This window comes from Cupriavidus sp. CPT47-8839-RL05A (assembly GCF_058792255.1).
In genome coordinates, this window is sequence record NZ_JBYTEG010000016.1 from 137,102 (window position 1) to 163,166 (window position 26,065).

A 26,065-nucleotide genomic window follows, 5' to 3' on the forward strand; every position below is an offset into this window, starting at 1 on the left:
CCCAAAGGCAGCGTTCTCCCATAGCCAAAACCAGCCAGCAGCTTACTTCCCGCCAACCGTCTCCAGCACCGTCCACTTGCCGCCAACCACCTTATAGACAGTGATACCACCATCCTTCAGGTCGCCGCGCGCGTCATACGCCAGCGTCTTGGTGGTCACGCCCTGCATATTGGTAGCAGCCAGCACCGGCAGGTAGCGCGCCGGGTCGGTCGAGCCGGCCTTGACCATGGCCGACATCATCGCGGTGGCGCCATCGTAGGCGTACGGCGAGTAGGTCTGCACCTTCGAGCCAAAGCGCTTCTCGTACTTCTTCTCATACGTGGAGCCGCCAGGCATCTGGTCCAGCGGCAGGCCGGCCAGCGACACCACGGTGCCTTCGGCGGCCGGGCCGGCGAGCTTCAGGAAGTTGTCGGTCTTGGACATTTCGCCCGACACCAGCGGGGCCTTCATGCCCAGTTCCTTGACCTGCTTGGCCATCGGCGCGGACTGGGTCTCGGCGCCGCCGTAGAAGATGATGTCCGGGTTGCTGCGCTTGATGTTGGTCAGCACGGCCTTGAAGTCCACCGCCTTGTCGTTGGTGAACTCGCGGCGCACGATCTTGCCGCCGGCAGCCTTGGCGGCCTTCTCGAACTCGTCGGCCAGGCCCTGGCCGTAGGCGGTGCGGTCATCGACGATGGCGATGTTCTTCGCGCCCAGCTTCTTCACCACGAAGGCGCCGATCACCGAACCCTGCTGGGTGTCGGAGGTCATCATGCGGAAGGTGGTCTTGAAGCCTTGCTTGGTGTATTCCGGCGCGGTCGCCATGGCGATCTGCGGAATGCCGGCGCGGTTGTAGACCATCGACGCCGGGATGGTGGTGCCCGAGTTGAAGTGGCCAAGCATGCCCTGGATGCCGTTATCCACCAGCTTCTGCGCCACCACCGAGCCAGTCTTCGGATCGGCCTGGTCGTCTTCGGAGACCAGCACGAACTTGACTTCCTTGCCGCCGATCTTGGGCTTGGTGGCGTTCATGTCCTCGATCGCGAGGACGATGCCGTTCTGCATGTCCTTGCCGTACTGCGCCTGGCCGCCGGTCATCGGGCCGGCAAAGCCCAGCTTGATTTCCTGGGCCTGCGCGAACGCGGCGGAGGCGGCGGTCAGGCCAGCCAGGGTCAGGGCAACGGTCATTGCCGTCTTGTGGAATGTCGAGCTCATCAGATCTCCTTGGGTCCCAAATGGTGCCGATGTGGTGCCGTTGCCGGCAGTTATAGCGGTGCAGCCTGGCAGTGCCGCACCTTGCTTCAATACGCAACGGGGCGGGATCGCCGCCACCGCTGCGTGCTTCGACATGACGAGGTCCGAGGGTTGCCTCAGCCGATCGTCATCAAACTGGCATTGCCGCCCGCGGCTGCGGTGTTGACCGAAAGCGAGCGCTCGATCAACAGACGGTCGAGCGCGATATTCGGTTCACCTTGCGCCAGGCCCTGCACGCCGATGATCGGACCGGGGCGCACCGCCACCTGCTCGCACACCGTGCGCAGCTGGTCGGAATCTCCGTGGTGCAGCACCGCATCGATAGCGATGTCCGCCGCGGTCCAGTCGGCCACCATGCGGACGCGCGATTGTACGCCCTTAGGCAGGCGCGCAAACAGCCCCCGGCTGACAGGGTTTTCCGGCCATACGGCGTCTGCGCCGACGGTCAGCACGGCGCCCAGCTGCAGCGCCAGGTCGGCCTCCTGCGTGGCCAGGCACAGCACGTGCTCGCGCGGCAGCAGGGTGTAAGTGTTGCGCTCGCCGGTGGGGCCGGGCAGCGTCACGGTCAGGCCCGAGGGCGAGGCCTCGGCCAGGCGCTCGCAGGCGGCGGCTGCCGCCGGCAGCTCGGCACTGGCCCAGGCCTGGAAGGCCGCTGCGGCCTCGTCGCGCAGCGTGGCCGCCTCGGCGCCGCCGCCTGCTTCCGATGCGCGCACGCTGCGTACCACCGCATCCTGCGGGCAGACCGACAGCAGGCGGTGCAGGTACAGCGGGCCGCCCGCCTTCGGGCCGGTGCCCGACAGGCCTTCGCCGCCAAAGGGCTGCACGCCCACCACGGCGCCAACGATATTGCGGTTGACATACAGGTTGCCCACATGGGCACGGCTGACGATGTGCGAGATGGTCTCGTCGATGCGGGTATGGATGCCCAGCGTCAGGCCATAGCCGGTGGCGTTGATCTGGCTGACCATGGTGTCCAGCGCCGCGCGCGGGAAGCGCACCACGTGCAGCACCGGGCCGAACACCTCGCGCTTGAGTTCCTCGATGCTGTCCAGTTCGATCAGCGTCGGCGGCACGAAGGTGCCGTTGCGGCAGCTGGCGCCCTGCGCGGCGTTGGGGTCGGCCTGGTGGACACGGCGGCCCTTGGCGCGCATGGCATCGACATGGCGCACGATATTGCCGCGCGCTTCGTCGTCGATCACCGGGCCGACGTCGGTCGAGAGCCGGTCCGGGTTGGCCATGTTCAGTTCCTGCATGGCGCCCTTGAGCATTTCCAGCACGCGGTCGGCGACGTCTTCCTGCAGGCACAGCACGCGCAGCGCCGAGCAGCGCTGGCCGGCCGAATCGAAAGCGGAGCTGAGGACATCGCCCACCACCTGTTCAGCCAGCGCCGACGAGTCGACGATCATCGCGTTCTGTCCGCCGGTCTCCGCGATCAGCGGGATCGGGCGGCCGGCGGCGTCGAGGCGGCCGGCGACGTTGCGCTGCAGGATGCGCGCGACTTCGGTCGAGCCGGTGAACATCACACCCTTGACGCGGGCATCGCCGACCAGCGCGGCGCCCACGGTCTCGCCGCGGCCCGGCAGCAGCTGCACCGCGCCGGCCGGAACGCCGGCTTCGCGCAGCAGGCGCACGGCGGCGGCGGCGATCAGCGGGGTCTGCTCGGCGGGCTTGGCCAGCACCGGGTTGCCGGCGGCCAGCGCCGCGGCCACCTGGCCGGTGAAGATCGCCAGCGGGAAGTTCCACGGGCTGATGCAGACCACCGGGCCCAGCGGGCGGTGGGTCTCGTTGTCGAAGCTGCGGCGCACCTCGGCGGCGTAGTAGCGCAGGAAGTCCACGGCTTCGCGCACTTCGGCGATGGCGTTGGAGAAAGTCTTGCCGGCCTCGCGCATGATGATGCCCATCAGCGACTGCATCTGGGCTTCCATCAGGTCGGCGGCGCGCTCCAGCGCGGCCGCGCGCACGTCCGGCGGCGTCGCCTGCCAGATCGGCGCAGCGTTGATGGCGGCCTGCAGCGCGGCGTCGACCTCGGCCTGGCCGGCTTCGGTGACATGGCCCACCACATCGCGGTGGTCGGCCGGGTTCAGCACCGGCGTGGTGATGGCGTCGGCTGCGCGCGGTACCTCGGCGCCGAGCAGCGGCTCGGCCACGAAGCGCTCGCTGGTGCCTGCCAGCAGCGCCGACGACAGCGACGCCAGGCGATGCTCGTTCGCGAGATCGATGCCGGCCGAATTGGGGCGGCTCTTGCCGTACAGCGTGCGCGGCGACGGGATGCGCGGGTGCGGCAGGCCCAGCACGCCTTCTTCGCGGTGCATGGCCTCGACCACGGCGACCGGGTCGGCCACCAGCTCGTCCAGCGAGATGGTGTCGTCGGCGATGCGGTTCACGAACGAGGTATTGGCGCCGTTCTCCAGCAGGCGGCGCACCAGGTAGGCCAGCAGCGTTTCATGCGTGCCGACCGGCGCGTAGATGCGGCACGGGCGGTTGAACTTGCCGTCCGCGGTGGCGCCAACCACCTGGTCGTACAGCGGCTCGCCCATGCCGTGCAGGCACTGGAACTCATACTGGCCGGGATAGTAGCTGTGGCCGGCGATCTGGTAGATGGCCGACAGCGTATGCGCATTGTGCGTGGCGAACTGCGGGTAGATCGCGTCCGGCACCGACAGCAGCTTGCGCGCGCAGGCGATGTACGACACGTCGGTGTAGACCTTGCGCGTGTAGACCGGGTAGCCCTCCAGCCCGTCGACCTGGGCGCGCTTGATCTCGCTGTCCCAGTAGGCGCCCTTGACCAGGCGGATCATCAGGCGGTGGCGGCTGCGGCGGGCCAGGTCGATCAGGTAGTCGATCACGAACGGGCAGCGCTTCTGGTAGCCCTGCACCACGAAGCCGATGCCGTTCCAGCCGGCCAGCTCGGGCTCGAAGCACAGACGCTCCAGCAGGTCCAGCGAGATCTCCAGGCGGTCGGCTTCCTCGGCGTCGATATTGATGCCGATGTCGTACTGGCGTGCCAGCAGCGTCAGCGACTTCAGGCGCTCGTACAGCTCGCCCACCACGCGCTCATGCTGCGCGCGGCTGTAGCGCGGGTGCAGCGCCGACAGCTTGATCGAGATGCCCGGGCCCTCATAGATGCCGCGCCCGCGCGAGGCCTGGCCGATGGCATGGATGGCCTGCTCGTACGAGGCCAGGTAGCGCTGCGCGTCGGCCTCGGTCATGGCGGCCTCGCCCAGCATGTCGTAGGAGTAGCGGAAGCCTTCGGCCTCGTACTTGCGCGCGTTGGCCAGCGCCTCGGAAATGGTCTCGCCGGTGACGAACTGCTCGCCCATCAGGCGCATCGCCATGTCCACGCCTTTGCGGATCAGCGGCTCACCGCCCTTGCCGATGATGCGCGTGAGCGCCTTGGTCAGGCCCGATTCAGTATGGGTGGCGACCAGCTTGCCGGTCAGCAGCAGGCCCCAGGTGGCGGCGTTGACGAACAGCGACGGGCTCTGGCCCAGGTGCGACTGCCAGTTGGCGCCGCTGATCTTGTCGCGGATCAGCGCGTCGCGGGTGGCCTTGTCGGGGATGCGCAGCAGGGCCTCGGCCAGGCACATCAGCGCCACGCCCTCCTGCGACGACAGCGAGAATTCCTGGATCAGGCCCTGCACCAGGCCCTCGCGGCCGCTGCCGACCTTCTGCTCGCGCAGCCGCGTGGCCAGGGTCTTGGCCATCTTGATGGCGGCCTCGCCTTGCTGCTGCGGCAGGCGCGCCTGCTCCAGCAGCACCGGTACGCAATCGGCTTCCGGGCGGCGATAGGCAGAGGTAATGGCAGCACGCAGCACCGATTGCGGCTGGATGCTTTGGGCGAACTCCAGGAATGGCTGCGGCGCATCGCCATGGACCAGCTCGGCTCCGTCGGCGCCATCCGCGTCGGCGCTACCGGCGGCGCCGGTCTCGTGCGGCAGGTGGCCGCGCTCGATCTGCTCGAGGTAGGTGAAGATAGCCTGCTTGATCAGCCAGTGCGGCGTGCGGTCGATGGATTGGGCAACGCGCTTGAGGCGGTCGCGCGAGGCGTCGTCGAGCTTGACGCCGAGAGTGGTGGTGGCCATGCGGGCATTTCTCCGAAAGACTGGAGCCGCCGCCGGTGCTACCTCGTCCATGCCGGCAGGCACGGGCGCGCGACCGGCCGCAGCCTGTGAGCTGGCGCGATCTTACTCCCGAAAATCACCAAGGTGCAACCAAGTGCAACCCTATCGAAAACCCTAATATCAGGGTTGCACCCTTCACTGCCACGCCAGCTGGCTCAGATCCGCAACGGATCGATCTCAAGCTGCCAGCGCACCCCTTTTGCCTCCGTCCCCACATCTGCGAAAGTCTGCACCCACTCAGCCACAAAGCGTTGCAGCACCGGCCGCGAGGTGGCCTCAACCAGCATCTGCGCACGCTCCCGGTTGAAGATGCGCACCATCGACATCGGCACCGGATCGTGCAGTTGCACCTCGGCCGCCAGCTCGCAGGTTTTAGCATGCCGGCGCGCCACTTCCAGGAACCGCAGCGCGCGCTCCAGCTGGCCGTGGTCGGCAGTTACCAGCACCTGGTAGCAGAACGGGGGCAACCCGGCCTGGCGCCGCTCGCGCAACTGGCTGGCCGCGAATCCATCATAGTCGTGGCGCGTCAGCGCCTGCAATGCCGGGGTGTCCGGGTAGCGCGTCTGGATCAGCACCTCGCCGGGCAGGCCGGCCCGCCCTGCCCGGCCGGCGACCTGCATCAGCGAGGCGAACAGGTGCTCGGCGGCGCGGAAGTCGTGGCTGAACATGGCCGCGTCCGGATGGACGATGCCGACCAGGGTCACGCGCTGGAAGTCGTGCCCCTTGGCCACCATCTGCGTGCCCACCAGGATGTCGACTTCACCGGCATGGACCTCGTCGAACATGGCCTGCGCGCTGCCCTTGCGGCGCGTGGAATCTGCGTCGATGCGGGCGATGCGGGCCTGCGGGAAGCGGGTCGCCAATGCCTCTTCGATACGCTGCGTGCCGCGCCCCAGCGGCGCGATGTCGACGTTGCCGCAGTCCGGGCAGTGGTGCGGCACCGGCGCCTCCAGGCCACAGTGGTGGCAGCGCAGGCGCCGCTCGGGGCGGTGCAGCACCAGGTAGGCCGAGCAGCGCGCGCAGCCCGACAGCCAGCCGCAGCTGTCACAGGCAACCACCGGCGCGTAGCCGCGGCGGTTCAGGAACAGCAGGCTCTGCTCGCCGCGCGCCAGGCGCGCGTCGATGGCTTCCAGCAGCGGCACCGACAAGCCTTCGAACAGCGCGCGCTGGCGCTGGCGCTCGTGGTTCAGGTCGACCAGGCGCACCGTCGGCAGGGTCGCTTCGGCCTGGGCGCGCTCGCGCAGCACCAGCTTGCGGTAAGTGCCCTGCCCGGCCCGCCACCAGGTCTCCATCGACGGCGTGGCCGAACCCAGCACCACGGCAATGCCGCGCTGCTTGGCGCGCCACACCGCCAGGTCGCGCGCGGAGTAGCGCAGCCCTTCCTGCTGCTTGTAGGAAGTGTCGTGTTCCTCGTCGACCACGATCAGCGCCAGCGCCGGCAGCGAGGCCATCACCGCCATGCGCGTGCCCAGCACGATGCGGGCCTCGCCGCGGTGCGCGGCCAGCCACTGCAGGCTGCGCTCCTGGTCAGCCAGGCCGCTGTGCAGCACCGCCAGCGGCAGGTGCGGGAAGCGTGCGGCGATGCGGGCCTGCAGTTGCGGGGTCAGGTTGATTTCAGGCACAAGCATCAGCACCTGGGCTTGGGGATCGCGTTCGAGCAGCGCCTGCATCGCATGCAGGTAGACCTCGGTCTTGCCGCTGCCGGTCACCCCGTGCAGCAGGAACGGCGCGAAGCCCTCGGCCTCGGCAATCGCCTGCACCGCGGCGCGCTGCTCGTCGTGCAGCGGCGGCGCGGCCGATGGCGGCTGTGCGGGGTCGGTCGGCAGCAGGGGGCGCGCGGTGCGGCTGGCCTCGACCCAGCCGGCGGCCTGCCATTCGGCCAGCCGGGCAGGTGCCGCCGCGCACAGCACGCGGGCGTCGGCCAGCGTCAGCGGCTCGGCCGCGGCGGCGCGCTCGGCCAGCGCCTGCACCAGCGCGCGCACGCTGCGTGCGCGTGGCGGCACGGCAGCCAGCAAGGCCTCTGCATGCCCGGGCAGCAGGCGGTATTCGTCGGTGCGGGCACGCTGGGCCAGGCCTGGCCAGCCCTCGGGCTCGCGCAAGGCCGGCGGCAAGGCCGGCAGCATCACTTCGCCCAGGCGGCGCTGGTAGTAGCGCGCGGCAAAGGCGGCCAACCCGATCCAGTCGGGCTGCAGCGGCGGCAGCCAGTCCAGGCGCTGCGCCACCGGGCGCAGCCGGTCGGCGGGCACATCGGAGCTGTCGGCGTACGCCACCGCCACGCCGACCATGCTGCGGCGGCCGAACGGCACCACCACCAGGTCACCCGGGGCGACCTCTGGCGTGGCGAGATAGTCGAAGCAGTCGTCGGCGGGGGTGTCCAGCGCGACCCTTATGACTGGCTGCGCGGCGGCTGACGGCATCACGGCGCCCATCGCCGTGCTGCCCCCGACCAGCGGAAGCGCGCCGCTAGCTGGCGCCATGCGGCCCTTCCTGGTGCACCGCCTTTGCGCAACCTTTGTGCAACGGGCGCCTGGCGCAATAAGAGTGGAAATCTAGTGTGCGGCGCAACATCAACTTAAAGTAAAACTTCAAATGTGGCCCTAAGTCGATGATAGATGACTGGTTTTCCACTAATTCCACCGCCCCTGTGGATAACTTTGTTGAAAAGTCGCACTGGCTGGCCGGGAAGCCCCGCGAAACAAGGGATCCACCGGCATCGGGCCTTCCTTTGCAATTCTTCCAAATCCTTAAAAATCAAGGGCTTGCAAACATCCCCCGGATAGGTTAGGGAATAACCCTGTCCCGCACTGCGGCAAACCTATCGGTGTGCATAAGTCAAGTACCGCCAGTCAAGTCCGAGCACCTTTTTGGCGAATGCTGGCGAAAAAGTTAACTTGACAGGGTCCGGCGGCGCGGCTCCCGCAGCACTGGGTACGGCGGCGCGCCGGTGCGCTGCAGCGCAGGGCACCGCAGCAGCAGCCAGACCGGCCGCATACTGTCATCGTCACTTCTGCTCGGCGCGCAGCTTGCGGCTGTGGCGATGCACTTCCTCCACCAGCACCGAGACGTTCTCCGGCGGCGTGAACTGCGAGATGCCGTGGCCCAGGTTGAACACGTGGCCATCACTGCCCCCGGCGGCGGCATAGCTGTCCAGCACGCCGCGCACCTGCTCGCGGATCGCGGCCTCAGGGGCGAACAGCACGGTCGGGTCGATATTGCCCTGCAGCGCCACGCGCCCGCCGGTGCGACGGCGCGCTTCGGCCAGGTTGACGGTCCAGTCCAGCCCGATCGCGTCGGCGCCGGTGTCAGCCAGCGCCTCGAGCCACAGGCCGCCGCCCTTGGTAAAGACGATCGCGGGCACCTGCTGGCCATCGTGCTCGCGCTTCAGGCCGGCCAGCACGCGGCGCATATAGGCCAGCGAGAATGCCTGGTACATGCCGTCGGCAAGCGCCCCGCCCCAGGTGTCGAAAATCATCACGGCCTGCGCGCCGGCTTCGATCTGGGCATTCAGGTATGCCGTCACCGCCTGGGCGTTGATCTCGAGAATGCGGTGCATCAGGTCCGGGCGGCCGTACATCATCGCCTTGACCGTGCGGAAGTCGTCCGAGCCGCCGCCTTCGACCATGTAGCAGGCCAGCGTCCAGGGGCTGCCGGAGAAGCCGATCAGCGGCACGCGCTGGCGGCCGTCCTGGACCAGTGCGCGGCGGATCTCGCTTACCGCGTCAAAGACATACTGCAGCGACGCCATGTCCGGCACGGCCAGTTTCTGCACGTCGGCTTCGGTGCGCAGCGGATGGGCAAAGCGCGGGCCCTCGCCCTGCGCGAACGACAGGCCCAGGCCCATCGCGTCGGGCACGGTCAGGATGTCGGAAAAGAGAATCGCCGCGTCCAGCGGATAGCGGTCCAGCGGCTGCAGTGTCACTTCCGTGGCGTAGGCCGGGTTCTTGGCCAGCCCGAGGAAGCTGCCGGCGCGGGCGCGCGTGGCGTTGTACTCGGGCAGGTAGCGGCCCGCCTGGCGCATCAGCCACAGCGGCGTGTAGTCGGTCGGCTGGCGGCGCAGCGCGCGCAGGAAGGTATCGTTCTGCAGTGCGGTCATGGTCATCCTCGTAAGACCGCCATTCTAAGGGATGGCTGCGGCTGGATGCCGCTCAGACGTCGTCGATCATCCCGGCGAAGGCCGCTGCGGCACGCCGCATCCATTCGCGCGCGCGTTCGGCATCGGGCTGCAACCGTGCGAAGCCGTGGGTCATGCCACTGGCCTCGATGGTGACCACCGGGGCGTCGTGGCGCACCAGGAAGTCGGCATAGGCCAGGCCGTCGTCGCGCAGCACGTCGTGCGCGGCCACCATCAGCACGGTGGCGGGCGGGCGCACCGGCGGCGCGGCCATCAGGTGCACGCGGGGGTCGGGGTGGGCGGCGCCCTGCGCCAGGGCCTCGGCGCCGATGAACTGGGTCCAGAACCAGGCCATCTCATCACGCGTCAGGCCGGGACCGTCGGCAAAGGCGCGGTAGCTTTCGGTGCTGAGCACTGGTGCCGTCACCGGATAGACCAGCAGCTGCGCATCGACCTGCACCGCGCCGCCGCCGTTGAGCTGCTGCGCTGCCTGCGCCGCCAGGTGGCCGCCGGCGCTGTCGCCCGCCACGGCCAGGAAATCGGTCGCCAGCCCGAGTGCCTGGCGTTGCCCGGCGAACCACTGCACCGCCTCGGCAGCATCGTCGCAGGGAGCCGGGAACGCGTGCTCGGGAGCGAGGCGGTAGTCGACGCTGGCCACCGCGCAGCCCGTGTCGGCCGCGAGCAACGCTGCAACCGTATGGTGCGTCTGCGGCGAGCCAATCACCCAGCCGCCACCGTGGAAGTAGACCACCAGCCGCGGCGCGGTCTCGCCGGCCGGGCGGAACAGCCTGGCGTCCAGCGAGCGGCCGGGGAGTGCAAGCTCCAGGTCCTGCACTGTGATGCCTGGCGGATCCGGCAACAGCGACGCCGCCGCGATCTCGGCAAAACGGGCCCGCTGCGCGGGAATGTCGGCCGGCGCGGGCGCATTGGTGTAGCGCCCTGCCAGGCGGCGGTAATAGGCAAGCAGTTGCGGATCGATGGCCATGATTGGCGGCTGAAGGGAAAGCGAAAAGTAGAAGCGGCGCCTGACGGGAATCAGTCCAGCCCGAGCTGGCGCGTCAGCTCGACCTTGCTGCAGCAATCCTGCACCGCCAGCAGGCCGGCATCAGAAGCACGGCGCACGGCCTGGTCGTTGACGATGCCCAACTGCAGCCAGACCCCCTGCGCGCCAATGGCGATGGCCTCATCGACCACGCCCGGCGTTTCCTCGGCACGGCGGAAGATGTCGACCCACGCGATGGGGCTGCCTGCCGCCGTGGCCGCGTCGGCGGCTTCGCGCAGCGTGGCGTGGCAGGTCTCGCCCAGAATGCGCTCGCCGGCGTGGCGCGGATTGACCGGCACGATCCGGAAGCCGTGGTCCTGCAGGAATTCCGCAACCTCATGGCTTGGACGCTCCGGGCGGTCGGACAGGCCGACCACGGCCACGGTCTTCATCGCCAGCATGGCTTGTATGGCTTGCTGCATTTCAGGACGCATCGCATCTCCGGGTGGACAAGGGCCCGCGGACATGCAAAAACGCAACGCGAAGGCCACAGGCGTCCTGAATCGTAACCGGAATTGTCACGCAGAGATTGGTGGGGGAACGAACACGGAAATCGTGGCGTTAAAGATAAGACAACGGCATGTTTTATCGGCTAACGTGACGTGAACGCGTGAAAATATGCCGAACACGCCAGATCCTGATGCGTCAAGCTTTCAACTTCTTGCAAAACGATACATTTTGTTACTGCCATGCCGGGGAGTTTCCCCCACAATACATTGACACACCCGGTGTCCGGCGTGTGGCGCCCCGGTAAATAAGGCTGTGCAGACTTAAAGGGGTGTGGTGAAGAAAGCCTTTTTAAAGCGTTTCTGGCAGTAACCCGATTTTCCGATCCAGCAGATCGCCGCTGGACCGGAGCACCAGGCAGACCTTTGCAGCGCGTGGCCTTTGCGGCCTCTGGTCGGATATTGGATATCCGTTGCGCCTTGATTGTCGACCTGGACCGAACCCGTTCCTTCGAATTGACCCCTCGAAGGGATTTTCCCGTCCGCGCGGAGCCTCCCCGGCCCGCGCGCTTTTTTTTGTCCAGGCGGGATAAAAGCATATCGCCACGCCAAAGAAAAAGGCAGCCGCATGGCTGCCTTTTTTCATTGTCGCGCCAGAAAAACAACAGCGCGACAAGCCACTAATTGCTTACTTCTTACGACGCAGGCGGGCGATGGCAGCCAGTTGGGCAGCCGCCACGGCGAGCTCGCTCTGAGCGCGTGCCAGATCCAGATCGCTGCTCTGGTTCTGCATCAGCTCTTCGGCAGCACGCTTGGCTTCCTGCGCCTTGGCTTCGTCCAGGTCGCCACCGCGGATAGCGGTGTCGGCCAGCACCGTGACGTGCTTGGGCTGGACTTCGAGAATGCCGCCGGCAACGAACACGAACTCTTCGCTGCCGTCTTCCTTCTCGATCCGCACCGCACCCGGCTGGATGCGCGTGATCAGCGGCGTGTGGCCCGGCAGAATGCCCAGCTCACCCGACTCGCCCGGCAGCGCAACGAACTTCGCCTGGCCGGAGAAGATCGACGCTTCCGCGCTGACGACGTCTACAAGAATGGTTGCCATATCAGATCCTTTCTCCAATCGCTTCGCTCAGACGGCCGGACGCGCAAGGCGGCCGGCCATCACTCCCACCGCCAGGCGGGAGTGACGAGCAAGGCTTACTGGAGCTTCTTGGCCTTTTCGAAGGCTTCGTCGATCGAGCCGACCATGTAGAACGCCTGCTCGGGCAGGTGATCGCACTCGCCGTCCACCAGCATCTTGAAGCCGCGGATGGTTTCCTTCAGCGGCACGTACTTGCCCGGCGAACCCGTGAACACTTCCGCCACGTGGAACGGCTGCGACAGGAAACGCTGGATCTTACGGGCGCGGTTCACGGCCAGCTTGTCTTCCGGCGACAGTTCGTCCATGCCCAGAATCGCGATGATGTCGCGCAGTTCCTTGTAGCGCTGCAGGGTCTGCTGAACACGGCGGGCCACTTCGTAGTGTTCCGTGCCGACGACCTGCGGGTCGAGCTGGCGCGAGGTCGAATCCAGCGGATCCACTGCCGGGTAGATACCCAGCGCAGCGATGTCACGCGACAGCACCACGGTCGAGTCCAGGTGCAGGAAGGTGGTTGCCGGCGACGGGTCGGTCAAGTCATCCGCAGGCACGTACACGGCCTGGATCGACGTGATCGAGCCGGTCTTGGTCGACGTGATACGTTCCTGCAGCTTGCCCATTTCTTCAGCCAGCGTCGGCTGGTAGCCCACGGCCGAAGGCATACGGCCCAGCAGTGCGGACACTTCGGTACCGGCCAGCGTGTAGCGGTAGATGTTGTCCACGAAGAACAGGATGTCACGGCCTTCGTCACGGAAGCGCTCGGCCATGGTCAGGCCGGTCAGCGCCACGCGCAGACGGTTGCCCGGCGGCTCGTTCATCTGGCCGAACACCATGGCCACCTTGTCGAGCACGTTCGAGTCCTTCATTTCGTGGTAGAAGTCGTTCCCTTCACGGGTACGCTCGCCCACGCCGGCGAACACCGACAGACCGCTGTGCTGCTTGGCGATGTTGTTGATGAGCTCCATCATGTTGACGGTCTTGCCCACGCCGGCGCCACCGAACAGGCCCACCTTGCCGCCCTTTGCGAACGGGCAGACCAGGTCAATCACCTTGATGCCGGTTTCCAGCAGGTCAACCGACGGCGACAGTTCATCGAACTTCGGGGCCTTCTGGTGAATCGCGCGCAGCTCGTCCGAAGCGATCGGGCCGGCTTCGTCGATCGGGCGACCCAGCACGTCCATGATGCGGCCCAGCGTGCCGTGACCGACCGGCACCGAAATCGGGGCGCCGGTGCTCTTCACTTCCATGCCGCGGCGCAGACCGTCCGACGAGCCCAGGGCGATGGTACGCACCACGCCGTCACCGAGCTGTTGCTGGACTTCGAAGGTCAGGCCCTTTTCGGCGAACGAGGCGTCGCCGGAGTCTTCCAGCACGAGCGCGTCGTACACCTTCGGCATTGCGTCACGGGGGAACTCGATGTCCACCACGGCGCCAATACACTGCACAATATTTCCGATACTCATTTCGTATCTCCGATAGCTTGAATTCGTGACGCCTTAGACCGCAGCTGCGCCGCTGACGATTTCCGACAGTTCCTTGGTAATCGCGGCCTGACGGGTCTTGTTGTAGACCAGTTGCAGTTCGCCGATCACGTTCTTGGCGTTGTCGGACGCAGCCTTCATGGCCACCATGCGCGCCGATTGCTCGGACGCCATGTTCTCGGCCACGGCCTGGTACACCAGCGCCTCGACGTAGCGGACGAGCAGCTCTTCCACTACGGTCTGGGCGTCGGGCTCGTAGATGTAATCCCACGAGTAGGCGCGCTTCTCTTCTTCGGTCTGAACCAGCTTGTCGGCGGCGAGCGGCAGCAGCTGCTCGACCATCGGTTCCTGCTTCATCGTATTGATGAACTTGGTGTACGCCAGGTACACCGCGTCGACCTCACCATTGGTGAAGGCATCGAGCTGGACCTTGATCGCGCCGATCAGCTTTTCCAGATGCGGGGTGTCACCGAGGTGCACCACGTGCGAGATCACCTTGGCACCGACGCGGCCCAGGAACTGCATGCCCTTGGTGCCGATGGCGGTGGCTTGCACGTCCACGCCGCGGCCCTGCAGGGTCTTCAGTTCATTGGTGACGGCACGCAACACGTTCGTGTTCAGGCCGCCGCACAGCCCCTTGTCGGTCGTGACCACGATCATGCCGACGCGCTTGACTTCGCGTTCCTGCATGAACGGGTGCTTGAACTCGGGGTTGGCCGTAGCCAGGTGCGCGGCAATGTTGCGCACCTTCTCGGCGTAGGGACGGGCACTGCGCATCCGCTCCTGCGCCTTGCGCATCTTGGACGCGGCGACCATCTCCATCGCCTTGGTGATCTTGCGCGTGTTCTGCACGCTCTTGATCTTGGTTCGAATCTCTTTCGTTCCGGCCATATCTTCCTCTCCATCCGAACCAGCGCCGCGCCGGCGTGAGCCAGGCGCGGCGGCGGTGTCGTGGAATCACGCGGTTAGAACGCGGCGGACTTCTTGAAATCCTCGACAGCGGCACGCAGGGCGGCTTCATCTTCCTTCGAGAGCTGCTTGGTCTCTTCGATGCGGTTGATGAGATCTGCGTACTTGGTCTTCAGATGGTCGTGCAGGCCCTTCTCGAACGGCAGAATGTCCTTCACTTCCACGTTGTCGAGGAAGCCGTTGTTGGCGGCGAACAGCGACGCGGCCAGCTGCCACACTTGCAGCGGCTGGTATTGCGGCTGCTTGAGCAGTTCGGTCACGCGGCGGCCGCGCTCGAGCTGCTTGCGGGTGGCATCGTCCAGGTCCGAGGCGAACTGCGCGAACGCAGCCAGCTCACGATACTGGGCCAGGTCGGTACGGATACCGCCGGACAGGTTCTTCACCACCTTGGTCTGGGCTGCACCACCGACACGCGACACCGAGATACCGGCATTGATAGCGGGGCGGATACCAGCGTTGAACAGGTCGGTTTCCAGGAAGATCTGGCCGTCCGTGATCGAGATCACGTTGGTCGGCACGAACGCGGACACGTCGCCGGCCTGCGTTTCGATCACCGGCAGCGCGGTCAGCGAACCGGTCTTGCCCTTGACGGCGCCGTTGGTGAACTTCTCGACGTAGTCGGCGTTCACGCGGGCAGCACGCTCCAGCAGGCGCGAGTGCAGGTAGAACACGTCGCCCGGGTAGGCTTCGCGGCCCGGCGGGCGGCGCAGCAGCAGCGACACCTGGCGGTAGGCCCAGGCTTGCTTGGTCAGGTCGTCATAGACGATCAGCGCGTCTTCGCCGCGGTCGCGGAAGTACTCGCCCATGGTGCAGCCGGCGTACGGTGCCAGGTACTGCATGGCGGCCGAGTCCGAAGCGGCGGCGGCCACGACGACGGTGTATTCCATCGCGCCGTGCTCTTCCAGCTTGCGCACCACGTTGGCGATCGTCGAAGCCTTCTGGCCGACTGCCACGTACACGCAGAAGACGCCCTTGCCCTTCTGGTTGATGATGGCGTCGACAGCGACAGCGGTCTTGCCGGTCTGGCGGTCGCCAATGATCAGCTCACGCTGGCCACGGCCGATCGGCACCATCGCGTCGATCGACTTCAGGCCGGTCTGCACCGGCTGGCTCACCGACTGACGCGCGATCACGCCCGGGGCGACCTTCTCGATCACGTCCGTTTCCTTGGCGTTGATCGGGCCCTTGCCGTCGATCGGCTGGCCCAGCGTGTTGACCACGCGGCCCAGCAGTTCCTTGCCCACCGGCACTTCCAGAATGCGGCCGGTGCACTTCACCGTGTCGCCTTCGGAAATATGTTCGTACTCACCCAGCACCACGGCGCCGACCGAGTCGCGCTCGAGGTTCAGCGCGAGGCCGAAGGTGTTGCCGGGAAATTCCAGCATCTCGCCCTGCATCACGCCGGACAGGCCATGCACGCGGCAGATGCCATCGGTCACGGAGATCACCGTGCCGGTATTGCGCACTTCAGCTTCAGCGCCAAGGCCCGAGATGCGGGACTTGATCAGCTCGCTGATTTCTGAGGGGTTCAGTTGCATCACAATGCTCCTAATTCTTCAATCCGTCGGCCGGTGCGGTCAGGCGGTCAGCGTGGCTTGCATGGCAGCCAGGCGCGAACGCACGGAGGTGTCGAGCACTTCGTCGCCGACCTTGACGCTCACGCCGCCGATCAGGGACGGGTCCACCGCCACCTGCGCGTACAGCTTGCGGCCGAACTTGCGTTCGAGTGCAGCGACCAGGTCGTTCAACTGCGAACCTTCCAGCGGGAATGCGCTGGTGATCTCGACATCCGACGACCCTTCGCGGGCGTTCTTGAGCACATGGAACTGCTCGGCGATTTCCGGCATCACCGTCAGGCGGCCGTTATCCACCAGCAGCTTGACGAAGCGGCGAGCCTCGTCATTCAGCGGGGACTTCAGCACCGACAGGAACAGTTCGGCCAGCTTGTCGCCGGGAACGTTCGGATCGCCGGCTACCGCCTTCATGTCGGGATTGGCAGCAACCTGCCCCATCTCCAACACCAGCTCGGACCATGCACCCAGGTTGCCTGCGCTCGATTCACTGGCGACGCGGAACAGCGCCTCAGCGTAGGGACGGGCAATGGTTGCGGTTTCAGCCATGATTAGAGCTCAGCCTTGAGTTGATTGAGCAGGTCGGTGTGGACCTGCGCGTTCACTTCACGCTTGAGGATCTGCTCGGCACCCTTGACGGCCAGCACGGCAACCTGGTCACGCAGTGCTTCGCGTGCGCGGGTAACCTGCTGTTCTGCTTCGGCCTTGGCCTGGGCAATGATGCGTGCGGCTTCTGCCTGGGCGTTTTGCTTGATCTCGTCTGCCGTCAGCTGGGCGCGCTTCTCGGCGTCAGCGACGCGTTGTGCACCCTCGGTGCGGGCTTCGGCCATAGCCTGGTCCACACGCTTGTTGGCGAGTTCGAGCTCGGCCTTGCCCTTCTCGGCAGCGGCGAGGCCATCGGCGATCTTCTTTGCGCGTTCGTCGAGCGCCTTCACCAGCGGCGGCCAAATGAATTTGGCAACAACCCACCACAGGATGAAGAACACGACCATCTGCGCAAAAAACGTTGCGTTCAGATTCATGGTGTGTTCCTTTCGGTAATCAAACTACAGATAAATGCACAAAAGGCGGCCAGGCTGGTGGCCCGCGCCGCCCGTCAGCATCATGCAGACCGAAAAGAATTACTTGATGACAGCCAGCAGCGGGTTGGCGAAGGCGAACAGCATTGCAACGCCCACGCCGATCAGGAATGCCGCGTCGATCAGGCCAGCCAGCAGGAACATCTTGGTTTGCAGCGGGTTCATCAGCTCGGGCTGACGTGCGCAGGCTTCGATGTACTTGCCACCCATCAGGGCGATACCCAGGCAGGCGCCGATAGCGCCCAGGCCGATGATGATGCCGATACCGATGGCGGTCAGACCCTGGATGTTGGCGAGAAATTCTTGCATGACGACTCCTTTAATTTAGAGAGACTTAGAACCAAAAAACCAAAAAACCAAAAACCGAAAATCAGTGGTGATCGTGAGCCTGGCCGATGTACACCAGCGTCAGCATCATGAAGATGAAGGCCTGGAGCAGGACGATCAGGATGTGGAAGATCGCCCATACCGCGCCGGCCAGCACGTGGCCGACAAAGCCCAGCGCGGACAGGTCGGCGCCGAACGTCCAGATCGAACCCAGCAGCGCGATCAGCAGGAACACGAGTTCGCCGGCGTACATGTTGCCGAACAATCGCATGCCGAGCGAAACGGCCTTGGCCAGGAATTCGATCAGGTTCAGGACCAGGTTGAACGGGGCCAGGTACCACTTGGCGCCGAACGGGGCCGAGAACAGTTCGTGCATGAAGCCGCCCGTGCCCTTGATCTTGAAGCTGTAGTAGATCATCAGCACCAGCACCGAGCACGACATGCCCAGCGTGCCGTTCAGGTCGGCCGTGGCCACTGCGCGGTGGTGGGGGATGTGCAGGTGGAAGATGCCGAGGACTTGATTCAGGCCATTGACCCAGTCCACCGGGATCAGGTCGATCGCGTTCATCATGGTGATCCAGCAGAACACCATCAGCGCCAGCGGCGCGATCCACGAACGGTCGCCGTGGATGATGCCCTTGGCCTGGTCGTCGACCATCTCGACGATCATCTCGACGAAGGCCTGGAAGCGGCCCGGCACGCCGGCGGTGACGCGGCGCGCGGCAGCGTACAGGAACAGCACGGCGATGGCGCCGCACAGCACGGACCAGAACACCGTGTCGTAGTTGAGCACGGAGAAATCGACCACCGACGCTTGCTTGCCGCCGACCGAGTTCAAGTTCTGCAAGTGTTCGGCGATATAGCCGGAGGGTGTCAGCGCGTGTTCGGCGCCTTGGGTAGCATCAGACATGTCGATACGAACGGTATATTGCGAAATCTTCGGGCCGCGCGCCGCCACTGTCTGGCCAACGCCCGGTACGCAACTTGCATTGCCTTCGGCAGATTCGCCGGTCACCGCAATGCAAGCGGGGTCCAACCTTGGCCGTGTCCGGTGTCACCACTGTGAAACCGGCACGGCAAATCTTGATATTCCGTCTTGGTGCCCCACTTCCGGATGAAGCACCGTCTTCGAGCGGCTGGCCTAGCGGATCACCAGAGCCACCACCAAATATGTCTTTAGCGCCAGCAGGAACGTGACCAGCATCGGCACCCAACGCAGATCCCGGTACAGCACCACCACCAGCACCAGCAGAGCTGCCGTGCCAAAGACCTTGATCGCCTCGCCCAGGACCAGTCCGCCGACCGAAGCCCGGTCGCGCGCCAGCCACAGGCGGAACGCGAAGAACCCGCTCGGCACGAAGCACACCATGCCGCCGAACAGCGCCGACCAGCCATACGGGCCGGCCTCGTTCGCGAACAGCGCCCAGCACAGCGCCGACAGCAGGGTGACCATCACCTGCGCCAGGACAACCTTGCCCGGGGTCATGCGCGAAGGGCGCAACGCGCGCTCACCAAACAGCGTCACCGCCTCGGCGTGCGACAGCGGATCGACAGCCTCTTCCTCACGGTCTGCGCCTTCTTTCCAGTCGTCCCAGTCATCTTCCTGACGGGACCCGGCGCCTCGCTGCTGACGGTCTTGAACCACTACTGCTCGCCTTATTCCAGGCCGGAACTTTTCGGCCCGACCAGAATTCAAACCGCCCGATTTTAAGGGGAACTACTGATTCGCGTCAATCTGCTTACATTTAGCTTGCAGCGCGTTGCGCACAACGGTTGCCATCACGAAGCCATGATGGCTTCACAAAAATTGCGCAGCAATAATGTTTGACGTAATTGGATTGCGCAGCGAACCCTGCGCATGATGAGGGATTACCGGGTACGCCGTACGTATACCGGTCCCGGGAGCGGACACTGCAGCGTACACGCAACAGTCATCGCCGCAATGGCCGTTAATCGCACCGAATTGCGCACGCGAAGTTACGCGCGCCTTGGCATCCTGCCTCAGGCGACCTTCTGCTTTTCAGTCGATTCGCGCAGCCGCACGAGCACGCCTTCAAGCGCGTCGTTGTCGCTGAAGTGGATGGTGAGCTGGCCCTTGCCGCGCGCGCCCAGCTTGATCTGCACATCGAGGCCCAGCGCATCGGACAGTTCTTCTTCCAGCCGTGCCACGTCGCGCACGTTGTTGGCGCCCTTCTGCTTGAGCGACTTCAGGTCGAACGGCTTGAGCGTGGACGCCACCAGCTTTTCGGTCTCGCGCACCGACAGCCGCTTGTTCACGATCTGGTTGGCCAGCGTGATCTGGTTGGCGCCGTCCACCGCCAGCAGCGCGCGCGCGTGGCCCATGTCGAGGTCGCCCGCCATCAGCATGGTCTGCACCGGCGCGGCCAGGTTCAGCAGGCGCAGCAGGTTCGACACCGCGCTGCGCGAACGGCCGACCGACTCGGCCGCCTGCTCATGCGTGAAACTGAACTCGCGGATCAGCCGCATGATGCCCTGCGCTTCTTCCAGCGGATTCAGGTCTTCGCGCTGGATGTTCTCGATCAGCGCCATCGCGGCCGCGGCTTCATCGGCCACGTCCTTCACCAGCACCGGCACCTTGTCCAGGCCCGCGAGCTTGGATGCGCGGAAGCGCCGCTCGCCCGCGATGATTTCATAGCGGTCCGGCTCGGCCACGCGGCGCACCAGGATCGGCTGCATCAGGCCCTGCGCGCGGATGCTGGCGGCCAGTTCCTGCAGCGCGCCTTCATCCATGCGCGTGCGCGGCTGGTACTTGCCCGGCTGCAACTGGTTCAGGCGCAGCACGGTGGGCGCACCCTCCTGCTTCACCGATTCAACGATTTCGGCCGGCCCGCCCAGCAACGCTTCAAGGCCGCGGCCCAGGCCCTTTTTCTTTGCAGTGCTCATGCTTGCCCTCTCCTTCAGCCCAGCTGCCTGACGCGCGCGATCATCTCGGCGCCGAAATCCAGGTACGCCTTGGCGCCCTTCGATGACGGATCGAACGCGACGCCCGGCATGCCATAGGACGGTGCCTCGGCCAGCCGCACATTGCGCGGGATCAGGGTCTTGAAGACCTTTTCACCGAAGTGCGATTCCAGCTGCGCCGACACCTGCTGCTGCAGCGTGACGCGCGGATCGAACATGACGCGCAGCAGGCCGATCACCTGCAGGTCGCGGTTCAGGTTGGCATGCACCTGCTTGATGGTGTTGACCAGGTCCGACAGCCCTTCCAGCGCGAAATACTCGCACTGCATCGGCACGATCACGCCATGCGCGGCGCACAGGCCGTTCAGCGTCAGCAGCGACAGCGACGGCGGGCAGTCGATCAGCACGAAGTCATATTCGTCATTGACCTCTGCGATGGCCTGCCTGAGGCGGCGCTCGCGCTGGTCCAGCTCGACCAGTTCCACTTCCGCGCCGGCCAGTTCGCGGTTGGCGGGCAGCACATCGTACCTGCCGGTCTCGGAACGCTGGCGCGCCTGCTTGATGCTGGCCAGGCCGACCAGCACCTGGTACACGCTGTGCTCCAGCGCCTGCTTGTCAATGCCCGAACCCATCGAGGCATTGCCCTGCGGGTCCAGGTCGACCAGCAGCACGCGCTGGTCCTGCGCGGCCAGGCCGGCGGCGAGGTTCACCGTGGTGGTGGTCTTGCCTACCCCGCCCTTCTGGTTTGCGATCACGAATACCTTGGCCATAAGCTACTGAGGCTCCTGCTTCAATTCATCCGGCCAGCGCGGGGCTGGCAGTTCGCGGCGCTGCACGCAGCGCCGCGGCGTACGTCATGCGTGGGCGCTTGCGCGCCGCGACAGCACCACCAGGTGGCGCTCGGCATCCAGCCCGGGCACGGTGATGCGGGGCACCGCATCGACCTGCCATTGCGCCATCAGCCCGGCAGCTTCCATGCGGTCCAGCTCGGCCTGTGGATAAAGCCCCTTCATGGCGATCAGCTTGCCGTGCGGTGCAAGGAGCTGGCCCGACAGGTTCACGAAATCAGTCAGTTCCGCAAACGCGCGCGAGGTGATCACAGCAAAGCCGCTGGCATCGTCGAGCTTCTCCACCGGCCCCCAATGCGCCGCGGCATTGGAAAGCCCGAGTTGCGCACGGCACTGGGTCAGGAAGGCGGTCTTCTTCTGCACGATGTCCACCATCAGCACCGACACGTCGGGACAGGCGATGGCGAGCGGCAGGCCGGGCATGCCGCCGCCCGAGCCCACGTCCAATACCCTGCCCCGCGCCGGCGTGCCTACCTCTGCGGCGCGCGCGGCTTTGGCCAGTGCCGGCACAGCGGCGAGCGAGTCCAGCATGTGATGCGTAAGCATCTCATCGGGGTGGCGGATTGCGGTCAGGTTGTAGACGCCGTTCCACTTGCGCAGCAGCGCCAGGTAGGCAAACAAGGTGTCGATCCGGGCCGGCGCCAGCGCCAGCCCGATCTCGGCCAGACCGGCTTCAAGGCGACGACGCTGCGTGGCATCGTCGGTCATGGTGTGTCGCGGACCGGGCACTCAGGCAGCCTCTTCAGAGTTGCTGGAAGGCGCGGCCGACTCAGCGCGCGTGCGCCCCAGCCCCTTCTTCTTCAGGTGCACCAGCAGCAGCGAGATCGCGGCCGGCGTCACGCCGGAAATGCGCGAGGCCTGGCCCAGCGTTTCCGGACGATGCTGGTTCAGCTTCTGGCTGACCTCGAAGCCCAGGCCACGCACTTCGGTGTAGTCCAGCCCTTCCGGCAGGCGCGTCGACTCGTTGGCTTCCAGCTTGTCGACCTCCGCCGCCTGGCGGGCGATATAGCCGTGGTACTTGATGCCGATCTCGATCTGCTCGCGGATCTGCTCTGCCAGCATCGGCTCGGCGTCCAGCGGCGTTTCCGGGCCATGTCGGCCGCCCTGCAGCGCCATCAGTGCTTCATAGCGGACTTCCGGCCGGCGCAGCAGGTCGGCCAGGCTGTACTCGCGCTCGATCGGCTTGCCCAGCAGCGGCACGGCATCTTCCGCTGGCAGCATGGCCGGGTTGACCCAGGTACTCTTCAGGCGCTCTGTTTCACGTGAAACAGCATCGCGCTTGCGGTTGAAGGCATCCCAGCGTGCATCGTCGACCACGCCCAGTTCACGGCCGACCTCAGTCAGACGCATATCGGCATTGTCTTCCCGCAAGCTCAGGCGGAACTCCGCGCGGCTGGTGAACATGCGGTACGGCTCGGTCACACCGCGGGTAATCAGGTCGTCGACCAGCACGCCCAGGTAGGCCTGGTCACGGCGCGGCGTCCACGCATCGCGTTCACGCACATAGCAGCCAGCGTTGATGCCGGCCAGCAGGCCCTGCGCGGCGGCTTCTTCATAACCGGTGGTGCCATTGATCTGTCCCGCAAAGAACAGGCCGCGGATGGCCTTGCTCTCCAGCGAAGCCTTCAGCCCGCGCGGATCGAAGTAGTCATACTCGATCGCATAGCCGGGGCGCAGGATATGCGCGTTCTCCATGCCGCGGATCGAGTGCACCAGTTCCAGCTGCACGTCGAACGGCAGGCTGGTCGAGATCCCGTTGGGGTAGAACTCGTTGGTGGTCAGGCCTTCGGGCTCCAGGAAGATCTGGTGGCTTTCCTTGCTGGCAAAGCGATGGATCTTGTCCTCGATGCTGGGGCAGTAGCGCGGCCCTACCCCTTCGATCACGCCGGTGTACATCGGTGAGCGGTCCAGCCCGCCACGGATGATGTCGTGGGTGCGGCTATTGGTATGGGTGATCCAGCACGGCAGCTGTTGCGGGTGTTGCTCCGGGCGCCCCAGGAAGGAGAACACCGGCACCGGATCCAGGTCGCCAGGCTGCTCTTCCATCACCGAGAAATCGATGGTGCGGCCGTCAATACGCGGCGGCGTGCCGGTCTTCAGGCGGCCTTGCGGCAGCTTCAGGTCCTTCAGGCGCGCCGACAGCGACACCGCTGCCGGGTCGCCGGCGCGGCCGCCGGTGTAGTTATCCAGCCCGACGTGGATCTTGCCGTCCAGGAAGGTGCCGGCAGTCAGCACCACCGCGCGGGCGCGGAAGGCGATGCCCACCTGCGTCATGGCGCCGACGACGCGGTCGCCCTCCACCATCAGGTCGTCTACGGCCTGCTGGAACAGCATCAGGTTCGGCTGGTTCTCCAGTCTTGTACGGATGGCCTTACGGTACAGCACGCGGTCCGCCTGGGCGCGCGTTGCGCGCACCGCCGGGCCCTTGCTGGAGTTGAGGATGCGGAACTGGATGCCGGACTCGTCCGTGGCGGCGGCCATGGCACCACCCATGGCGTCCACTTCCTTGACCAGGTGCCCCTTGCCGATGCCCCCGATGGACGGGTTGCAGCTCATCTGACCCAGCGTCTCGATGTTGTGAGTCAGCAGCAGCGTCTGGCAGCCCATACGGGCCGCGGCGAGTGCAGCTTCAGTGCCGGCATGACCACCGCCGACGACGATGACATCGAATTCTTTTGGGTAAAGCATGGGACACCTCCTCCGGGAGGCTGGCGGGAAAATACGGGAATGCGAAATTATAGCGGCAATCGACTAGCCGCTTTCCGGCGGTAACCATGTTTCACGTGAAACATGGCGTTGGCGATACCCGGCGAGTCGCTCGAAAGCGACGTTATGTTCCACGTGAAACAAAAAGCCGAGCACATGGCCCGGCCGGATGTTTCACGTGGAACAAGCGTCTCAGAGCTGCGCGCGGATATACCCCGCAACCTGCCCGGTCAGCTTGCCAAGATTGCGCTGCAAGGTGGCGAACCCGGCATTGCGCTCGCGGCTCACCTCGTCCATATACAGCGGCCGCCGGATCTCGATCTGCAGGCTATTGCGCCGCTCGGCCGGCCGGCCGATCTGCGCGATCAGCTGCACGCCCTTGTACGGGTCGTTGCGCGCCACCGTGTAACCCATGCCGCGCAGTTCCCTTGCGACCAGGTCGACCAGCCCCGGCTCGCAGGTGGTGCCGTCCCGGTCGCCGAGCACAAAGTCCGCCAGCGGGTGCGGGCTAGCGATCTTGAGCCGCTCGTAGGCGTTATTGGGCATGGAGTGCAGGTTCAGGTGCCAGAGCGCGCCAAAGCGCTGGTGAGCACCCTCCACGGCCTCGGCCAACGCCGCATGGTACGGCCGGTAGTAGCGGTCGATACGGGCCTGCACTTCCGCCACGGACAGGCGGCGGTCATAGATCGGCGTGCTGGCGTCGACCCGGCTCCAGATCAGGCCGTAGCCCAGCTGCGTCTTCGGCCCCGGGGCCAGTGCCGTCGGCCAAGTGCCGTCGAGCTGGGCCGGATCGATGTCGTCGGGCATCCGGTTCGGGTCGATATAGACCCGCGGGAAGGTGGCCGCCAGCAGCGTACCGCCTGCTGCGGGCACGGCCTCCCACAGGGCATCGACGTGCGTGTCCTCCCCCCCGCGCAGACGCGCGGCAGGAATCGCCGCGCCGAAGTCGGCCGGGTACGCGGTGCCGCTGTGCGGCGAGTCACACACCAGCGGTAGCGCCTCCCCTTCCGGCAAGCGCACGATGACCGGCGGCAGTGCGGCGGCCAGGTGATTCGCTTCAGCCATGCGTCAGTCCAGTTGGATGTTGGCGGCCTTGGCGACGCGGGCATAGCGCGCAATGGCCTGCTGGATCTGGGCCTTGAACTGCTCCGGCGTGGTCGGCACCAACGTGCCGCCGGACTCCTCCACCTTGCGCTTGAATTCAGGGTTCTGCATGGCCTTGAGGATGGCCTGGTTCAGCCTTGCCACGATGGCGGGCGGCGTGCCCGCGGGCGCGACGATGCCGAACCAGCCGCCGTCGCCCATCTCCTTGTAGCCCAATTCCGCATAGGTGGGCACGTTTGGCAACTGCGGCGAGCGCGTGGCGCCCAGCACCGCCAGCGCGCGCAGGCGGCCCGACTTCACATGAGGCAGCGCCGAGGCCAGGTTGTCCGAGATCGCATTGACCTGCCCTGCCACCGCATCATTGAGCCCAAGGCCGGCACCCTTGTACGGCACGTGCAGCAACTCGATCTTCGCCAGCATCTGGAAGTTCTCAAGATTTACGTGGCCGAGGGTCCCTGTGCCCGGCGAGGCAACCGAATACTTGCCCGGATTGGCCTTGGCTAAGGCAATGAATTCCTGCATGGTTTTCGCCGGCACGCTCGGATGCACCGTGAATACGCTCGGCATCGACACCACGTTGGTGATCGGGGCAAAGTCCTTGATCGGGTCGTACTTGAGTTTCGGGAATACGGCGGGGTTGGAGCCGTGCGTGCTGACCGTGGCCATGCCGATGGTGTAGCCATCGGGCGCGGCGTTGGCCACCTGCTCCATGCCCAGCGAGCCGCCGGCGCCGCCCTTGTTCTCGACCACGATCGACTGGCCCAGCTCGCGGCCGGCAAACTCTGCCACCAGGCGCGCCGACAGGTCGGTGGAGCCGCCCGCAGCGAACGGCACGATCAGGCGGATCGGGCGCGTCGGGTAATTGGCTTGCGCGAACGCGTTGCCGGCAAAGGCCAGCGTGGCAGCGGCGGCGGTACCGGACAGCAGCAGCTGGCGGCGGGACATCCTGGCTCGGATCATGGGG

Annotated in this window: 21 protein-coding genes; all 21 read right to left on the bottom strand. The window is 65.9% G+C overall.

The genetic code is table 11. The annotated features are described in order from the left end of the window. Positions 1-42: 42 nt before the first annotated feature. Positions 43-1,194 (bottom strand): branched-chain amino acid ABC transporter substrate-binding protein, encoded by a 1,152-nt coding sequence (locus tag AC3WVS_RS20460; RefSeq protein WP_010812179.1) that lies wholly within the window; start codon positions 1,192-1,194, stop codon positions 43-45. Positions 1,195-1,349: 155 nt separating this feature from the next. Beyond that, a complete protein-coding gene (gene putA / locus AC3WVS_RS20465; protein WP_492320113.1) occupies positions 1,350-5,315 on the bottom strand; it encodes a trifunctional transcriptional regulator/proline dehydrogenase/L-glutamate gamma-semialdehyde dehydrogenase in 3,966 nt (1,321 codons plus the stop codon). Positions 5,316-5,509: 194 nt separating this feature from the next. Next, on the bottom strand, positions 5,510-7,831 hold the full coding sequence (locus AC3WVS_RS20470; RefSeq protein WP_492320114.1) for a primosomal protein N': 2,322 nt from the start codon (positions 7,829-7,831) through the stop codon (positions 5,510-5,512). Between the two features lie 524 nt (positions 7,832-8,355). Further along, the gene (gene hemE / locus AC3WVS_RS20475; RefSeq protein WP_492320115.1) at positions 8,356-9,447 is read right to left on the bottom strand and encodes a uroporphyrinogen decarboxylase; all 1,092 of its coding nucleotides are present in this window, start codon (positions 9,445-9,447) and stop codon (positions 8,356-8,358) included. A 52-nt stretch (positions 9,448-9,499) separates the two neighbouring features. After that, on the bottom strand, positions 9,500-10,450 hold the full coding sequence (locus tag AC3WVS_RS20480; protein ID WP_492320116.1) for an alpha/beta hydrolase: 951 nt from the start codon (positions 10,448-10,450) through the stop codon (positions 9,500-9,502). A 50-nt stretch (positions 10,451-10,500) separates the two neighbouring features. Then, the gene (locus AC3WVS_RS20485) at positions 10,501-10,941 is read right to left on the bottom strand and encodes a CoA-binding protein (RefSeq protein ID WP_492320117.1); all 441 of its coding nucleotides are present in this window, start codon (positions 10,939-10,941) and stop codon (positions 10,501-10,503) included. 700 nt (positions 10,942-11,641) lie between these two features. Continuing rightward, positions 11,642-12,058 carry a F0F1 ATP synthase subunit epsilon gene (locus AC3WVS_RS20490; protein ID WP_010811262.1) on the bottom strand — a complete coding sequence of 139 codons (417 nt, stop codon included), beginning with the start codon at positions 12,056-12,058 and terminating at the stop codon, positions 11,642-11,644. Positions 12,059-12,153: 95 nt separating this feature from the next. Beyond that, positions 12,154-13,557: a F0F1 ATP synthase subunit beta gene (atpD, locus tag AC3WVS_RS20495; RefSeq protein ID WP_010811263.1), complete on the bottom strand. Its 1,404-nt coding sequence runs from the start codon at positions 13,555-13,557 to the stop codon at positions 12,154-12,156. 33 nt (positions 13,558-13,590) lie between these two features. Further along, positions 13,591-14,466 (bottom strand): F0F1 ATP synthase subunit gamma, encoded by an 876-nt coding sequence (gene atpG / locus AC3WVS_RS20500; protein ID WP_010811264.1) that lies wholly within the window; start codon positions 14,464-14,466, stop codon positions 13,591-13,593. A gap of 74 nt (positions 14,467-14,540) precedes the next feature. Then, positions 14,541-16,082 (bottom strand): F0F1 ATP synthase subunit alpha, encoded by a 1,542-nt coding sequence (gene atpA / locus AC3WVS_RS20505; protein WP_010811265.1) that lies wholly within the window; start codon positions 16,080-16,082, stop codon positions 14,541-14,543. Between the two features lie 39 nt (positions 16,083-16,121). Further along, on the bottom strand, positions 16,122-16,664 hold the full coding sequence (locus AC3WVS_RS20510) for a F0F1 ATP synthase subunit delta (RefSeq protein WP_492320118.1): 543 nt from the start codon (positions 16,662-16,664) through the stop codon (positions 16,122-16,124). A 2-nt stretch (positions 16,665-16,666) separates the two neighbouring features. Then, entirely contained in the window at positions 16,667-17,137 is a 471-nt protein-coding gene (locus AC3WVS_RS20515) for a F0F1 ATP synthase subunit B (RefSeq protein ID WP_010811267.1), read from the bottom strand. A 99-nt stretch (positions 17,138-17,236) separates the two neighbouring features. Beyond that, complete coding sequence (gene atpE, locus AC3WVS_RS20520) at positions 17,237-17,503, bottom strand: F0F1 ATP synthase subunit C (RefSeq protein WP_010811268.1); 267 nt, start codon at positions 17,501-17,503, stop codon at positions 17,237-17,239. A gap of 61 nt (positions 17,504-17,564) precedes the next feature. Continuing rightward, positions 17,565-18,431 (bottom strand): F0F1 ATP synthase subunit A, encoded by an 867-nt coding sequence (gene atpB / locus AC3WVS_RS20525; RefSeq protein ID WP_492320119.1) that lies wholly within the window; start codon positions 18,429-18,431, stop codon positions 17,565-17,567. Between the two features lie 231 nt (positions 18,432-18,662). Continuing rightward, positions 18,663-19,166: an ATP synthase subunit I gene (locus AC3WVS_RS20530; protein ID WP_492320120.1), complete on the bottom strand. Its 504-nt coding sequence runs from the start codon at positions 19,164-19,166 to the stop codon at positions 18,663-18,665. Positions 19,167-19,522: 356 nt separating this feature from the next. Then, positions 19,523-20,425, bottom strand: coding sequence for a ParB/RepB/Spo0J family partition protein (locus tag AC3WVS_RS20535; protein WP_492320121.1), 903 nt, complete (start codon positions 20,423-20,425; stop codon positions 19,523-19,525). A 14-nt stretch (positions 20,426-20,439) separates the two neighbouring features. Then, positions 20,440-21,213: a ParA family protein gene (locus AC3WVS_RS20540; protein WP_010811272.1), complete on the bottom strand. Its 774-nt coding sequence runs from the start codon at positions 21,211-21,213 to the stop codon at positions 20,440-20,442. Between the two features lie 84 nt (positions 21,214-21,297). Continuing rightward, on the bottom strand, positions 21,298-21,999 hold the full coding sequence (gene rsmG / locus AC3WVS_RS20545; protein ID WP_492320122.1) for a 16S rRNA (guanine(527)-N(7))-methyltransferase RsmG: 702 nt from the start codon (positions 21,997-21,999) through the stop codon (positions 21,298-21,300). 21 nt (positions 22,000-22,020) lie between these two features. Beyond that, complete coding sequence (gene mnmG / locus AC3WVS_RS20550) at positions 22,021-23,979, bottom strand: tRNA uridine-5-carboxymethylaminomethyl(34) synthesis enzyme MnmG (protein WP_492320123.1); 1,959 nt, start codon at positions 23,977-23,979, stop codon at positions 22,021-22,023. Between the two features lie 210 nt (positions 23,980-24,189). Then, on the bottom strand, positions 24,190-25,062 hold the full coding sequence (locus tag AC3WVS_RS20555) for an N-formylglutamate amidohydrolase (protein WP_492320124.1): 873 nt from the start codon (positions 25,060-25,062) through the stop codon (positions 24,190-24,192). 3 nt (positions 25,063-25,065) lie between these two features. Beyond that, positions 25,066-26,061, bottom strand: a complete 996-nt coding sequence (locus AC3WVS_RS20560) for a tripartite tricarboxylate transporter substrate binding protein BugE (protein WP_492320125.1) — start codon at positions 26,059-26,061, stop codon at positions 25,066-25,068. Between the last annotated feature and the right edge of the window lie 4 nt (positions 26,062-26,065).

Coding starts and splice junctions, on each gene's coding strand:
- atpG (WP_010811264.1), bottom strand. CDS start 14,466: ATGGCCGGAACGAAAGAGATTCGAACCAAGATCAAGAGCGTGCAGAAC.
- AC3WVS_RS20490 (WP_010811262.1), bottom strand. CDS start 12,058: ATGGCAACCATTCTTGTAGACGTCGTCAGCGCGGAAGCGTCGATCTTC.
- atpE (WP_010811268.1), bottom strand. CDS start 17,503: ATGCAAGAATTTCTCGCCAACATCCAGGGTCTGACCGCCATCGGTATC.
- AC3WVS_RS20460 (WP_010812179.1), bottom strand. CDS start 1,194: ATGAGCTCGACATTCCACAAGACGGCAATGACCGTTGCCCTGACCCTG.
- AC3WVS_RS20515 (WP_010811267.1), bottom strand. CDS start 17,137: ATGAATCTGAACGCAACGTTTTTTGCGCAGATGGTCGTGTTCTTCATC.
- mnmG (WP_492320123.1), bottom strand. CDS start 23,979: ATGCTTTACCCAAAAGAATTCGATGTCATCGTCGTCGGCGGTGGTCAT.
- rsmG (WP_492320122.1), bottom strand. CDS start 21,999: ATGACCGACGATGCCACGCAGCGTCGTCGCCTTGAAGCCGGTCTGGCC.
- AC3WVS_RS20510 (WP_492320118.1), bottom strand. CDS start 16,664: ATGGCTGAAACCGCAACCATTGCCCGTCCCTACGCTGAGGCGCTGTTC.
- atpA (WP_010811265.1), bottom strand. CDS start 16,082: ATGCAACTGAACCCCTCAGAAATCAGCGAGCTGATCAAGTCCCGCATC.
- AC3WVS_RS20470 (WP_492320114.1), bottom strand. CDS start 7,831: ATGGCGCCAGCTAGCGGCGCGCTTCCGCTGGTCGGGGGCAGCACGGCG.
- AC3WVS_RS20480 (WP_492320116.1), bottom strand. CDS start 10,450: ATGGCCATCGATCCGCAACTGCTTGCCTATTACCGCCGCCTGGCAGGG.
- AC3WVS_RS20555 (WP_492320124.1), bottom strand. CDS start 25,062: ATGGCTGAAGCGAATCACCTGGCCGCCGCACTGCCGCCGGTCATCGTG.
- putA (WP_492320113.1), bottom strand. CDS start 5,315: ATGGCCACCACCACTCTCGGCGTCAAGCTCGACGACGCCTCGCGCGAC.
- AC3WVS_RS20485 (WP_492320117.1), bottom strand. CDS start 10,941: ATGCGTCCTGAAATGCAGCAAGCCATACAAGCCATGCTGGCGATGAAG.
- atpD (WP_010811263.1), bottom strand. CDS start 13,557: ATGAGTATCGGAAATATTGTGCAGTGTATTGGCGCCGTGGTGGACATC.
- AC3WVS_RS20560 (WP_492320125.1), bottom strand. CDS start 26,061: ATGATCCGAGCCAGGATGTCCCGCCGCCAGCTGCTGCTGTCCGGTACC.
- atpB (WP_492320119.1), bottom strand. CDS start 18,431: ATGTCTGATGCTACCCAAGGCGCCGAACACGCGCTGACACCCTCCGGC.
- AC3WVS_RS20540 (WP_010811272.1), bottom strand. CDS start 21,213: ATGGCCAAGGTATTCGTGATCGCAAACCAGAAGGGCGGGGTAGGCAAG.
- hemE (WP_492320115.1), bottom strand. CDS start 9,447: ATGACCGCACTGCAGAACGATACCTTCCTGCGCGCGCTGCGCCGCCAG.
- AC3WVS_RS20535 (WP_492320121.1), bottom strand. CDS start 20,425: ATGAGCACTGCAAAGAAAAAGGGCCTGGGCCGCGGCCTTGAAGCGTTG.